Genomic DNA, 13,302 nt, shown 5'->3' on the forward strand with positions numbered 1-13,302 from the left:
TTCTTTGGCGCGGTCCCGGGCTGATTCATCTTCTTTCGTCTTCGAATCCCCCGCATCTCCCATCTTTGCGTCCCTTACGGTAAAGTCTTGCGCGTGACACGAGCGCCGGCGCGGCATGAGCCGGCCAGGCGCCAGACAGGGGGATACGGATGGATCGAGCATGACGCGATGGCGAGCGCCGGCGGCCGCGATGCTGCTGCTCGGGCCGTTGCTGGCGGGCTGCATGTCGCCGCCGGGGCCGGGCCAGGGGTCGCCCAAGGGCGAGGGGATGTCGGCCGACCAGCTGGTCCAGACCGATTTCAACCGCACCGTCACGCTTGAGGTGCGCGACAACCTGGCCAGCCTCTACAGCCTGCTGGACAAGCTCTATCGCCGCAATCCGCGCGAATGGCGCAAGACCGGCGCGCCCGACCACGCGACCGCGGTGGCGCGGGTACGGCATGCGGTCGAGGTGCGCATCCCGCCGGCCGACCTGAGCGGCCTGCACGACATCCAGATCCTGGCGGTCTCGCTCGACCCCAACTACACCGGCGACCGGGTCGGCGCCTTCATCTACGGGCTGGCCGACACCATCATCGCCGCCCACAACGGCAAGACCCGCCTGTACGCCACCGACGCGCTCGACGGACAGCGGGTCTACAATGCCGCACGGAACGTCGAGGCGGCGGCCTGGCTGCTGGCGTCGCGCCGCAACAACCAGGGCGAGCCGCTGCTGCTGGCCAATGAAATGTCGCCGCAGGCCACCAACCTCAGTTTCGAGCGCGAATTCGGCGCCATCATCGGCCGACTCGACCTGATCGCCAACCTGCTCGGCGAGAATTCACGCCGTATCGGCATCAACTACGCGCAAGGCCTTTTACTCTTCAATTTCCTGCCGGTGCGCTAACGGGATTTCCATCGTGATCGATATCGCTTCCATCCAGACCGCCCGCGAGAACCTGCGCGGCCAGGTGCTCAAGACCCCGTTCACGCTGTCGCGCACGCTGTCCGACATCTTCGGCGCCGAGATCTGGCTGAAATTCGAGAACCTGCAGTTCACCGCCAGCTTCAAGGAGCGCGGCGCGCTCAACCGCATGCTGACGCTGTCGGACGAGGAGCGCCGCGCGGGCGTGATCGCCGTGTCGGCCGGCAACCACGCGCAGGGCGTGGCCTACCATGCGCAGCGCATGGGCGTGCCGGCCGTGATCGTGATGCCGCGCTTCACGCCCACGGTGAAGGTCGCCAACACGCGCCGCTTCGGCGCCGAGGTGGTGCTGGCCGGCGATACCTTCGATGACGCCAAGGCGCATGGCTACGAGCTGGCCAGGCAGCGCGGGCTGATCATGATCCATCCCTACGACGACGAAGCCGTGATCGCGGGGCAGGGCACGGTGGCGCTGGAAATGCTGGAAGACCAGCCGCAGCTGGACATGCTGGTGATCGCCATCGGCGGCGGCGGCCTGATCTCGGGCATCTCCACCGCGGCCAAGGCGCTCAAGCCCGGCATCGAGATCATCGGGGTGCAGACCGAGCGTTTTCCCGCCATGTACGCCGCGGTCAAGGGCGTGTCGATGCCGCAGGGCCAGTACACCATCGCCGAAGGCATCGCGGTGAAATCGCCGGGCGGGCTGACGCAGCCCATCGTCAGCCGGCTGGTCGATGACATCGAACTGGTCAGCGAGGCCGACATCGAGCACGCCATCGTGGTGCTGCTGGAAATCGAGAAGACCGTGGTCGAAGGCGCCGGCGCGGCCGGCCTGGCGGCCCTGCTGCGGGCGCAGGAAGCGGGCAGCGAGCGGTTCAAGGGCAAGCGCATCGGCCTGGTGCTGACCGGCGGCAACATCGACCCGCTGATGCTGGGCGAACTGATCGAGCGCGGCATGGTGCGCGCCGGCCGCCTGGCCCGCATCCGCGTCGACCTGCGCGACCTGCCCGGGGCGCTGGCGCACGCCACCAAGCTGATCGCCGATGCGCAGGCCAACATCACCGAAGTGCATCACCAGCGCGCGTTCACCTCACTGCCGGTGCGCAACGTGGAAGTCGATTTCGTGCTGCAGACGCGCGGGCCGGAGCACATCCAGGAAGTGATCGACATCCTGAACGCGGCCGGTTTCGCGGCCAGCAACCACGACCATTGAGTCAGGGGCGGGCGGTTGTCGCACTCATGCAGGCTATTTTTTTGTCACCGGAAGGCACGCTGGACTATGCGGCTCAATTCCTGGACGAGTTTTCGCATGCTCGCTTGGCGACCGGCACGTCATTTCAAGACGAAGCACTAGCTTTCCGGGACGGCGTGGCGAACGCCTTGCGCGCAAGCGAAAAATACCTTTTTCTCAACGCCAAACTCACCATTGACTCGGCCAATACCGGAAACCTGAGCTTGCCGGCCCTGGCCAGGATGCCGGCGCCGGTGGTTTGCATCGAGTTTCCGGTCCCCTCCTTGTCGCCTGGTGGCAATTCCAGCTCGCGGCGCATGGCGCTGGGCCTGGACATTGACGCCTATCGGCGCCATTTCCCCCTGGCGGTGGTGCCTGATCTGGTCGCGGGCCGTGATGGCGTTTGTGTGTTGTCACTGGTCTGGCAGGATCGAGCGCGGGAATGGCACTGTGTGCCAGGTGCGCTGTTCCTGCCCCACGCGAAAGAGGGCGCCTCGACGCGGCAGGCAAGCCATGGCGTCCGGACACTGAAGGACGTCGTCTTCATGCCGTTGCTGCCCGGAGTGCCGGGCTCCAGGGAAACGTCACCAGGCGAGGCGGGAGGGGGGGCGGCCTTGGGCAATGACCTTATCGACGAAGTGCAGGCGTTGCTGCATGCGCTCCCGTTGATGAGTACGGACATGATCGTGCTGCAACGGCCGACGCCGCCCGAGCGGATTCGGCAAGGCAGGCAACCCTATTTCGAGTACCGCGTGCTTGGCACGCACGCCCCGCCTGTGCCCGTGTTTTCCCTCAATCCCTTCATTGATATTGGATCGGGCAAGGCTGACCGGCATGTCGCCTATTTCGGATTCTCGTCATTGCGCCGTCTCAACACCATTTCCGGTGGCCCGATCAGGACGCAGAAGGACTTTCTGCACTGGCTGGGGAGCCTGGAGAAATTTGAGGCCGCCCAAATCAATCTGTTCATCGGTGTCAACGGTGCAGGCAAGTCCACCGTGCTGGATCTGATTGCTTGCCTGGCCGATCCGACCAGATTGGCGACGATGCAGCGTGAGAACACAAAGAGCGATACGCAGGCGGGTTTCGATGTGGCGTTGCGCAATGGTTGGCGCGTGATCGGCCGTTTTTCCCAACGAATATCGCGCGAGGTCGATGATGCGCTGGATTGGCAATCCCTGGCGCTCGCGGTGGTATCGCCAGAGGGTGAACTGACAGAGAGGCAAGCCGATCTGAAGAAGTTCGATCCGGACGTCGAATCGCTGAATCCCATTGCGGAGTTGATGCAGCTTTTGGACAAGGACATCGAGTTCTACGATGCAGACTTGCAGGCGCTGGATATCGAGTCGATCGCGGCCGAGTTAAGTGAAATCGGTCCCTACTTGAATGGTCTGGCATCCAGCATGGACGAAGCGCACGCGTTGAGCCAGCCCTCGTTTCTGGCGGAGTTGTGGCCCAGGCAACGGGCAAGGCCGGTCGAGCCGATGAGCGGTGCGCGGGTGAGTATGTGGCTGTCGGACGACCTGTCGCAGACCAATCACGTCAATCTTGCGCAGTTGCCATCCGGCTGGCGCGCGCTCGCGTCATTGCTTGGCTGGATCAAGCGCCGTCCGGAGGGCAGCATCTGCCTGATCGAAGAGCCGGAGACGCACCTGCATCCCCGCCTTCAGCACTTGCTGGCACGGCGCTTGAGTTCGATTGCGCGCCAACGGAGCCTGCAGCTGTTTATCTCGACGCATTCCGCCGCGTTAATCGATTCCCGGTCATGGCAGGAAATTACGCCCAAGATATTCCAGGCCGACACGCATTGCTTGCGAGAGACCCTGGCCGACGGCCACGCGCTCCGGTTGATGGAAGACCTGGGGGTGCGCCAGAGCGATTTCCTGCAAGCCAACGGCGTTGTTTGGGTCGAGGGGCCGTCCGACGCAATTTATCTTGAATATTGGTTGCGGTTGTACTGCGTCAAGGAAGGAAAGCCGTTGTTTGAGCGCGGTCTTTCGTATTCCATTTTCTGGTACGGAGGCTCGGTGTTGAGCCATTTAGCGGGCGAACGCGACGAGATCCTGCGCGCTTTGCTGCAATTGAACCGCAATGCCTTTGTGCTGATGGATAGCGACCTGGATTACAGGCTGGATGCCGCCGGGGTGCCCCAATCCGCCAAGGCTGACCATGCAAAGGAGCGGGTTCGCACGGCCATCAAGCAGTTGGAGTCGCCTTCCTGCGGATGCTGGGTGACCCAGGGATACACGATCGAGAACTACCTGCCGGCGGTTTTCCGGGATAACTATTTCGTGACGCAGGAAAATGGTCGCCTCAAGCAGTGCAACACCACTGCAAAAGTCGAGATCGCACGGCGCTTTGTCAACGCGGCCTATGATTTCGACGCTTGCTTCGGGCAGGCTGGCGATTTGCTGGAGCGGATCGCGTCGTTGTACACGGTGATCACGCGTTGGAATGCGTTGTGAGACCGGCCAGCCCGGGATCCCGGCCCACCTGGTTCTTCAGTCGGTAAAGCCGCTCGCGATGCAAGGTCGCGGCCAGCGGCTCGGGCTCGCGCCCCAGCGCCACATAATCCGCCGGGATCCGCGCGATCGCGTCGCGCATGCGGTCGGCGCCGTCCTGCCACCACTGCGCCAGCATGCGGTCCGGGTTGTAGACGTCCAGGCCTTGCCGGCGCAGTTCCGAGCGGTTGAAATCCTTCAGGTTCCAGGTCAGCACCTGCACCACGGGCGTCTGCGCCAGGCCGCAGCGGGCGCGGCGCGCCAGCCCGGCGGCGATGACGTGGAAGTCTTTGGGGTCGCTATAGCGCAGCGAAGCCTCGTAGACCTGGGTGTCGTGCTCGCTGGCCTGCGGGAAGCGGGCGTTCATCTCGGCCCAGAACTCGGCCATCACCTCGGGCGGGATGTCCCAGATGCGGCAGGCGTTGCGGCGCCATTCCTCGCCGATGCGTTCGGTCCAGACGGGTTGGAACACGCCGGCCTCGGCCAGGCGCAGCAACAGCCGGCGCAGGATGCCGGACATGAGGACGCAGGCGTCCAGGACGATGAAGGGCGGGGGAGCGGGCAGGGTGGTCAAGATCGGCGGGGATCGGGAAGCAGGTAAAGAAGGCCCTGCGTGAAGCCGCGAGGCGCGACGGTCAGGTGGTTTTCGTTGTTCAGGATGTCGACGCGCATCTTGAGCGACGGATAGTGGCGGGATTTCAGCGCCGATTCCAGTGCCTTCGTGTCCGACACCATGTTGTAGGTCCTGGCATAGCGGGGATCGCCCTTGCGGACTTCCTCGTATTCGCCGATATACATGTAGACCCGCGCCGGCAGGTCCTTGTGGCGGGTGGAATAGGCGACCTCCCGGCCGAGCATGTAGCGCTTGTCGTACCACAGGGACGGGCTGCCCAGGATGTAGCCATTGAACAGGCGCGGATCGCTCAGCAGGATCTCGGCGCCGAGCAGGCCGCCGTAGGAATGCCCGAGGAACAGGCGCCGTTGCTCGTCGGTGCGGTAACGGCTGGCGATGAACGGCACGACGCCATCGCGCAGATAGGCGATATAGGACGCGGATTCGCCGTGGATATCGCCGGCCGGGGCGTCCTTGGTGCCGGCCGGCGTCGGCGTGTAGTCGCGCCGCCGGCTGTGCATGCCGCCGTCGCCCTTCGCGTAGGAAAGACCGACCAGGATGAATTCCTCCACCGCGGGCCCTTCGCCGTTCAGGCGCCGGGCGATCTGCCGCACGATCGGGAAGGCATAGTCGGCGTCGGTGACGTAGAGCACCGGATAGCGGCGCTGCGGTTGATCGGCGTAGGAGGGCGGCAGCGCGACGAACACCTGGTAGGCGCGCCCGGAGACGGGATCGGGCACGTCCCACACCGTGCTGTCGGCGACCTCGTAGGGCTGGCCCGCGCCGCGTTGCCAGAAGGCGGGCTTGGCGGCCGGGGAGTCTTTCGCCGACGCGTCCTGCGGCCAGCAGGCCACGGACAGCAACAACAGGGTGAACAATGCGGCAGCTTTCACGCAGGTCTCCGGATCAAGGGGACGGCAATGGTGCCCGAGACCGGAATCGAACCGGTACGGCCTTGCGGCCGAGGGATTTTCGTACCACTTCGGCTTTCGCCGCCGGCGCGTCAAGCGCCGTTCGTGGTCTGGAGCACGCCTTCACCATAGCCTTGCGGCCTTAGGTGCCCGCCGTCTGCTCTCTACACCTTCCCGGTTCTTTCGAACCGGGCTTGGCTCGGCGTTGGCTCGGAACAGGTCCAGGGCATTCGCCGAGTTTGACGGGCTACACCTCTGGAGTTTCCTCCGGAGGGCTCAAATGGATTCAAGTCCCTTGTGTCTACCAATTTCACCACTCGGGCATTGGGATTCCGACAGGAAGCCGCAATGGGATACCTGGTGTGCGGCGCGAGCGCGCTGCGGTATCCGGCGGGCGTGACTATACCATCAGCAGGCGGGCGGCCCGTCATGCAAAGCCGCCCATGTGGAAAACTCAGCCGATGAAACGCACGGTCTGCCGGGCGCGTTCGTCCACTTCCAGGGTGAAGACATCGGGGCGCGCATAGTGGCCGACCACGTCGAAGTCATAGCGCGCCCGCACCAATTCGTCGATATCGATGGTTGCCGTCAGCAGGCCGGTCTGGCCATGCAGCGGGCCGGCCAGGACGTCGCCCAGCGGGCCGACGATGAGCGAGCCGCCGTTGATGAGCGGGCGTTGCGGATCCCAGCCGGGCACGTCCACGCCCAGCTCGGCGGGCGCGGGCTGCACCTGGCAGGCGCTGATGACGAAGCAGCGGCCCTCGTGGGCGATGTGGCGCATCGAACATTGCCAGATGTCGCGTTCGTCGACGGTGGGCGCGCACCAGATCTGCACGCCCTTGGCATACATGGCGGTGCGCAGCAGCGGCATGTGGTTTTCCCAGCAGATGGCGCCGCCGATGCGGCCCGCCGCGGTCTCCAGCACGGGCAGGGTGGAGCCGTCGCCCTGGCCCCAGATCAGCCGTTCGGTGCCGGTGGGCATCAGCTTGCGGTGTTTCGCGGCCAGGCCGGTGGCGGGATCGAAGTACAGCGCGGTGCAATAGAGCGTGCTGCCGGCGCGTTCGATCACGCCGATCACCAGGCTGGCGCCGGTGCGTTGCGACAGCGCGGCCAGCGCGTCGGTCTCGGGGCCGGGCACGTCGATGGCGTTCTGGTGATAGCGGGCGTAGGCTTCGCGGCCTTCGGGCAGGCGATAGCCCAGGCGGGTGCCGAAGATCTCGCCCTTGGGGTAGCCGCCCAGCAGGGCTTCGGGCATGACCACCAGCGTGGCGCCCGAGGCGGCGATCTCGCCCTCGAAGGCCAGGATCCGTTCCAGGGTGGCTTCCTTTCCTTCGGGCGAGGCGCCGATCTGCAGCGCGGCGACGGTGGTGGCGGTCATGGGGGTTCCTTTTTGAGGGGAGAGAGGAGGTGTGGCCTAGTGTCGGGGGCGGCCTAAAATCAATCAATCCCGCCTGGCGATAAATGATATGAACCAAATCGATATCGAGTCGACCGACCTGAACCTGCTCAAGGTGTTCGAGGCGATCTACGACGAGGGCGGCGCGGGCCGCGCCGCGCTGCGCCTGGGCGTGACCCAGTCGGCGGTCAGCGCGGCGCTGGCGCGGCTGCGCGTGCTGTACGCCGACCCGCTGTTCGTGCGCACCGGACGCGGCCTGTCGCCCAGCCTGCGGGCGCGCGAACTGCGGCCGATCATCGGCGAGGCGCTGGACAAGTGCCGGCAGAGCCTGTCGCTGGCGCGGCCGGGCGCGGCGGGATTCGGCGGGCGGTCCGTCACGCTGGGCCTGTCGGACGATTTCGAGATCGCGCTGGGGCGCGAGGCGATCGCGGCGCTGGCCGTGGCGGCGCCGGGGCTGCGGCTGATCTTCCGCCAGACCCACAGCCGCCTGGTGGCCGACATGCTGATGGCGCGCGAGGTCGACCTGGTGATCGCCTCCGGCGGCCTGACCGCGCCGGCGTTGCAGCGCGTGACCGTGGGGCAGGGCGGCTATGCCTGCCTGGTCGATCCGGCCAGCCTGGCGCCGGGGCAGGACGCGCTGTCCGTGGAGGAGTTCACCCGGCGTCCGCACGTGCTGGTGTCGTCGGGCGGGTTCATCGGGGTGGTCGATGAAGTGCTGCACGGCCAGGGATTGAAGCGGCGGGTGCTGGCGGCCACCACGCATTTCTCGGCGCTGGCGTTCCTGCTGCAAGGCGGAGAGGCGCTGGCGACCTTGCCGACGCATGCCGCGCGCGGTCTGGCGGCGGTGGCGGGCCTGCGCCTGTTGCCGTGCCCGATTGCCATGCCGGGCTATGCCATCGAGATGGGCTGGCGCGCCGATGCGCTGCGCGACGAGGCGGTGGCGGTTGCGCGCCGTTGCCTGCTGGACCTGCTGCAAGGCTACGGCTGGGCGCCTTCGCCCGCCGCGGCCTGAGCGATCCGCGGCGCCGGAGCCGGTCCGGCATCCTCGGCTGTTCCCGCAGCCCTTGTTCGCATAGCGCGAGCATGCGCGGCGTGTCGCCGCCGTCATCGGCGCGCAGGATGGATTCGATCAGATTGGACATGGGGAATTCTCGGGCGGCAAGCGGGCATCAGGGGGCGGCGGCGTGGCGGCAGCCGTAAGGGCGGTCGCTCACGGCGATATCGTCGCTGCCGCATTGCCAGCGGCGGATGCCGCCGCCTTTGCGTTCGGCGCGCAACTCGGGCAGGTAGACCAGGTGCTTGCCCGCCAGGGGCGAGGCGTCATCGGCATCGGCGGGGCCGGCAATGGTGAAGCGGAGCACGCCATTGACCGGATTCAGCTCCAGATTGGAAAAGCCGCTGGAGGCCAGCGATTCGCGCGTCACGCCCAGGTCCTGCGCGGTCGCGGCGAACTTGCCGGTGCCGCGGTAGTGGTTTTCCGCCAGCATCCGGACCGGCTGCGACACCAGGTCCAGGCGTCGCACGTCCGCCACCACGGGGTTGTCGGCGTCGCGCGGACCGAGCGTCAACGCGGCCAGCACGAAGCCGGCCAGGACCAGCACCACCGCGCCCGCGGCGAACAACAGGAACTTGCCGGCGCCGGTGATCGAACGCGTCTGGCCCAGGGCCGCCTGGATCGCCCGCGGATCGGCCCGGCTGGAGACGACGTAAGTCCCCGCGGCCCAGTTGTGCATGGCGCGTTCGCCGAACATGGCCTGCTGGATATGATGGAACACGCCGGGCAGGGCCAGGTTCAGGGGGAACTTCATCAAATGCCGCCAGAGGGACCGCAGCAGGCCGGGACTCTGCCCGTCGCGCGTGACCACGCGTTGCTTGAACAGCTGCTTGCCGGGCGAACCGGAACCCCAGGCGTCCATCAAGGCGGGCAAGAGCAGGCCGAGCAGGCCGGCGGCCAGCACGAGCGCCAGGGGGCGGGGCCGCTCCAGCAACGCTTCATAGCTGAGGGACGCGGCGGCGGAGAACGCGAACATGGCGGCGATCATGCTGGCCGCGTCGATCACGCTCGCGGCCAGCCGCGGCCAGATGCCGGGGAGGGCCGGCACGTTGGCGGCGGGCGCGCGCGGGGCCGCCGGCGCGGGCAAGGGCGCGTGGCAGCTGAAGCACTGGGTGTGGGAGGCCGGGTTCTGCCAATTGCATTTGGGGCACTGCATGATGCGAGTCTTATTCTGGTTGCCGATCAAACGGGGAGTGTCCTGCGTCGCGCGGGTGCGCCGCGCAATGGCCAGGCGCAGTGTATCGGACGCGCCGGATGGCCGGCTCGGGAAAACCCCGATCCCGGCCCGAGCCGCCAACGCGGGACACTTGCCGCCATGAAGCGTCCGTTGCCCACCCCCGCCCATCCCCGCGATATCGACCCGGTTTCCCTGCGCCTGTTCCTGGCGGCGCTGGAAGAGGGCAGCCTGGCCCGCGCCGCGGCGCGCGAGAACATCGTGCCGTCCGCGGTCAGCAAGCGCATGATCGAGATGGAGGAGGCCCTGGGCGTGCCGCTGCTGGCGCGCGACGTCAAGGGCGTGCAGGCCACGCCGGCGGGCCAGGCGCTGGCGGATCATGCCCGGCGGGTGCTGCAGCAGATGGAGCGCATGCGGCGCGAGATGGCGGGTTTCGCCACCGGGGTGCGCGGCCGCATCCGGCTGGCCGTCAGCGTGGCGGCGCTGTCGGGCGACCTGCCGGCGCAGATCCAGTCGTTTCGCGGCGCCCATCCGCAGATCGAGATCGCGCTGGAGGAGAGCACCACGCAGCAGGTGTTCCAGGAGGTGTTGCAGGGCCGCGCCGATGTGGCCGTGGGCTCGGACTTCGGCCACGATGGCTTGCAGGTGTTTCCCTGTGGCTATTGCGAACTGGCGGCGGTGGTGCCGGGCCAGCACCTGCTGGCCGACAGCGAGATCCTGGACTACGCGCAGTTGCTGCCTTATGAGCAGATCGAGCTGAACCGCGACAACGGCATCAGCGCGGTGTTCGAACAGGCCGCGCGCGAGGCCGGCGTGACGCGCCGCATCAGCGCCCGCGTCAGCTCGCACGAGACCATCTGCAACCTGGTGGCGCGCGGCATGGGCGTGGCGGTGGTGCCGATGTACCTGAAGCCGCGCCATGCCAGCCAGGATATCCGTTTCATCGCCCTGTCCGGCCCCTGGTCGGGCACGCCGCTGTGCATCGCCGTGCGCGAACTCGACGCGCTGCCGCCCGCGGCGCGCGCGCTGCTGGCGCACCTGGGCGCCGTGTCCTAGGGGTTCCGTGCGCAGTTCCTTGTCGTGTGGACCAGGCTTAGGGCTTACCCGGACGTTCCGAAACGAGAATGCCCCGGTGATGAAAGACCGCTTTCACGATGTCGCCGCGCCCGCGATGATGGCTGCGTACCGGCCCTGGGGCATGCGCCCGGGCCCTCACGCCGCAGGCAGAGGAAATGTCGATGAGCGCAGCACCGGCTTCACCCTTCATGGACCACAGCGAATTGCCCTTGCGCGGCATCAAGGTGCTGGAGCTGTCCCACATGATCATGGGGCCGGCCGCCGGCCTCGCGCTGGCCGACCTGGGCGCCGAAGTGATCAAGCTGGAACCGATCGACGGCGACCGCACGCGGCGCCTGAAGGGCTCGGGCAGCGGCTACTTTCCCGTCTTCAACCGCAACAAGCAGAGCCTGTCGATCGACCTGAAATCGGCCGAGGGGCAGGCGCTGGCGCGGCAGCTGGCGCTGCAGGCCGACATGGTGGTGGAGAACTTCCGCGACGGCGGCCTGGCGCAGTACGGGCTGGACTACGCCTCGCTGTCGGCCGAGAACCCGCGGCTGATCTACGTGTCGCTCAAGGGCTTCCTGTCGGGCCCCTACAAGCACCGCACCGCGCTGGATGAAGTGGTGCAGATGATGGGCGGGCTGGCCTACATCAACGGCGGCGCCGACACGCCGCAGCGGGTGGCGGCGTCGGTCAACGACATCCTGGGCGGCACCTTCGGCGTGGTGGGCGCGCTGGCCGCGCTGCACGACCGCCACGTCACCGGCCGCGGCCGCCACGTGCGCTCGGGCCTGTTCGAGAACAACCTGCTGCTGGTGGCACAGTTCATCGCGCAATACCAATTGACCGGCACCGCGCCCAAGCCTTTCGGCGCGGAGCGCAAGCCGCCATGGGGCGTGTACGACGTCTTCGAGACCGCCGACGGACGGGTGTTCGTGGCCGTGGTGGGCGATGCCCAATGGCGTAATTTCGCGCGGAAATTCCTGCCGCCGGAATGGGCCGCCGATCCGCGCCTGGCCACCGCGGTGGACCGCGAGGCGGCGCGTTCGTGGCTGGTGCCGGGCGTGGGCGCGATCCTCAAGACCTGGAAGACCGACGCATTGTGCGCGGCGCTGGAAGCCGCCAATCTGTCGTACGGGCCGATCCGCCAGCCGCACGACCTGCTGCACGACGAGCACCTGAACGCCGGCGGTGCGCTGCTGGCCACCGCGCTGCCCGACGGCGGCGAAATCGCGGCGGCGGCGTTGCCGATCGAATTCGATGGCCTGAAGGCCGGCAAGCGGTTCGATCCGCCGGCCCAGGGCCGCGATACCGAAGCCATCCTGCGAGGGTTGGGGCTGGATGCCGCGCGCATCGACGCCCTGCGCGCGGCGGGCGTGGTGCATTGCGAGGACAAGACATGAACCGGCCGTAGAGCCGGTCCCCCGTCGAGGCGGCGCCAGACCGCCAAGACATCCATCAAAGAGGAGACAATCCGATGATCCGCAGACTCTTGGCGGTGGCCGCGATGGCCGTCGCATGCGTGGCGCACGCGCAGGACTATCCCAGCAAGCCCATCCGCATCATCATCCCATCCACGCCGGGCGGCGGCACCGATTACATCGGGCGCCTGATGGGCAACAAGCTGCATGAACTGAATGGCTGGTCCGTGGTGCCCGAGAACAAGCCGGGCGCCGGCACGGCGCTGGGGCTGGCCGAGGCCGCGCGCGCGCCGGCGCAGGGCTATGACCTGGTGATCGGGCAGTCCGACAACGTCACGCTGATTCCGCTGCTGATGAAGGTCGCCTACGACCCGGTCAAGGACCTGGTGCCGGTGGCGCTGGTGGCGACCACGCCGATGGTGCTGCTGGTGTCCGATAGCTCGCCCTACAAGACCTTGCCGGAGGTGATCGAGGCGGCCCGCAAGGCGCCCAATACGCTGTCCTACGGCACCTCGGGCACGGGGGGCGGCGTGCACATCGCCATGGAGATGCTGCAGCACGAGGCCGGCTTCAAGATGCAGCACGTGCCGTACAAGGGCTCGGCGCCGGCGCTGGCCGACCTGATGGGCGGCCACCTGCAGTTCGCCGGTTCGTCGATCTCGTCGGCGGCCTCGTTGATCAAGGCCGGCAAGGTGCGCGCGCTGGCGGTGACGTCGCCCAAGCGCAATCCTGCGCTGCCCGACGTGCCGACCGTGGCCGAGCTGGGCTACAAGGATTTCAGCGTGGTGACCTACTACGGCGTGCTGGCGCCGGCCAAGACGCCCGCCGCCGTGGTGGCGCGGCTGAACGCCGACTTCAACAAGCTGCTGGCGCGCCAGGACGTGCGCGATGCGCTCGCCGCGCAGGGGCTGGAAGCCGATCCGGTGTCGTCGGAACAGTTCGCCGCGCTGATCCGTTCGGACATTGGCAAGGCGCGCCAGACCATCGCCACCGCCGGCATCGTGGTGCAGCAGTAGCGGCCGGGGCATTCGACCAGGG

General features: G+C 67.3%; 11 protein-coding genes. 7 read left to right on the plus strand and 4 right to left on the minus strand.

All coding sequences use genetic code 11. From position 1 onward, the window contains the following. The first annotated feature begins 160 nt into the window (after nucleotides 1–160). From AC1HFW_RS31150 to AC1HFW_RS31160, 3 genes are read left to right on the plus strand one after another with little or no spacing between them, the layout of a single operon-like run. Nucleotides 161–886, plus strand: a complete 726-nt coding sequence (locus AC1HFW_RS31150; protein WP_035360042.1) for a hypothetical protein — start codon at nucleotides 161–163, stop codon at nucleotides 884–886. A gap of 13 nt (nucleotides 887–899) precedes the next feature. Next, nucleotides 900–2,117, plus strand: coding sequence for a threonine ammonia-lyase (locus AC1HFW_RS31155; protein WP_061072272.1), 1,218 nt, complete (start codon nucleotides 900–902; stop codon nucleotides 2,115–2,117). 26 nt (nucleotides 2,118–2,143) lie between these two features. Further along, nucleotides 2,144–4,600 (plus strand): ATP-dependent nuclease, encoded by a 2,457-nt coding sequence (locus AC1HFW_RS31160; protein ID WP_479286374.1) that lies wholly within the window; start codon nucleotides 2,144–2,146, stop codon nucleotides 4,598–4,600. On the opposite strand, the gene AC1HFW_RS31165 is transcribed toward AC1HFW_RS31160, so the two are convergent. From AC1HFW_RS31165 to AC1HFW_RS31175, 3 genes are all read right to left on the minus strand, one after another. Next, the gene (locus tag AC1HFW_RS31165; RefSeq protein ID WP_479286576.1) at nucleotides 4,578–5,156 is read right to left on the minus strand and encodes a PIN domain-containing protein; all 579 of its coding nucleotides are present in this window, start codon (nucleotides 5,154–5,156) and stop codon (nucleotides 4,578–4,580) included. The genes AC1HFW_RS31160 and AC1HFW_RS31165 overlap by 23 nt on opposite strands. Nucleotides 5,157–5,206: 50 nt before the next feature. After that, nucleotides 5,207–6,142 carry an alpha/beta hydrolase gene (locus AC1HFW_RS31170; RefSeq protein ID WP_479286376.1) on the minus strand — a complete coding sequence of 312 codons (936 nt, stop codon included), beginning with the start codon at nucleotides 6,140–6,142 and terminating at the stop codon, nucleotides 5,207–5,209. A 472-nt stretch (nucleotides 6,143–6,614) separates the two neighbouring features. Then, a complete protein-coding gene (locus AC1HFW_RS31175; protein WP_479286378.1) occupies nucleotides 6,615–7,538 on the minus strand; it encodes a carbon-nitrogen hydrolase family protein in 924 nt (307 codons plus the stop codon). An 88-nt stretch (nucleotides 7,539–7,626) separates the two neighbouring features. Here AC1HFW_RS31175 and AC1HFW_RS31180 point away from each other — a divergent pair, with 88 nt between their 5' ends. Then, nucleotides 7,627–8,568 (plus strand): LysR substrate-binding domain-containing protein, encoded by a 942-nt coding sequence (locus tag AC1HFW_RS31180; RefSeq protein WP_006393291.1) that lies wholly within the window; start codon nucleotides 7,627–7,629, stop codon nucleotides 8,566–8,568. 157 nt (nucleotides 8,569–8,725) lie between these two features. Here the strand turns inward: AC1HFW_RS31180 and AC1HFW_RS31185 are convergent, their stop codons facing one another. Beyond that, a complete protein-coding gene (locus AC1HFW_RS31185; RefSeq protein WP_061072267.1) occupies nucleotides 8,726–9,766 on the minus strand; it encodes an RDD family protein in 1,041 nt (346 codons plus the stop codon). A gap of 159 nt (nucleotides 9,767–9,925) precedes the next feature. Between AC1HFW_RS31185 and AC1HFW_RS31190 the strand changes: the two genes are divergently transcribed. The 3 genes from AC1HFW_RS31190 (at nucleotide 9,926) to AC1HFW_RS31200 (ending at nucleotide 13,280) form a co-directional block, all read left to right on the plus strand. Next, nucleotides 9,926–10,840 carry a LysR family transcriptional regulator gene (locus tag AC1HFW_RS31190; RefSeq protein WP_479286380.1) on the plus strand — a complete coding sequence of 305 codons (915 nt, stop codon included), beginning with the start codon at nucleotides 9,926–9,928 and terminating at the stop codon, nucleotides 10,838–10,840. Nucleotides 10,841–11,022: 182 nt separating this feature from the next. Then, nucleotides 11,023–12,246: a CaiB/BaiF CoA transferase family protein gene (locus AC1HFW_RS31195; RefSeq protein ID WP_116520987.1), complete on the plus strand. Its 1,224-nt coding sequence runs from the start codon at nucleotides 11,023–11,025 to the stop codon at nucleotides 12,244–12,246. 74 nt (nucleotides 12,247–12,320) lie between these two features. Further along, nucleotides 12,321–13,280, plus strand: coding sequence for a Bug family tripartite tricarboxylate transporter substrate binding protein (locus tag AC1HFW_RS31200; RefSeq protein ID WP_061072265.1), 960 nt, complete (start codon nucleotides 12,321–12,323; stop codon nucleotides 13,278–13,280). Nucleotides 13,281–13,302 lie beyond the last annotated feature (22 nt).

Source organism: Achromobacter sp. ISS7 (assembly GCF_056523125.1).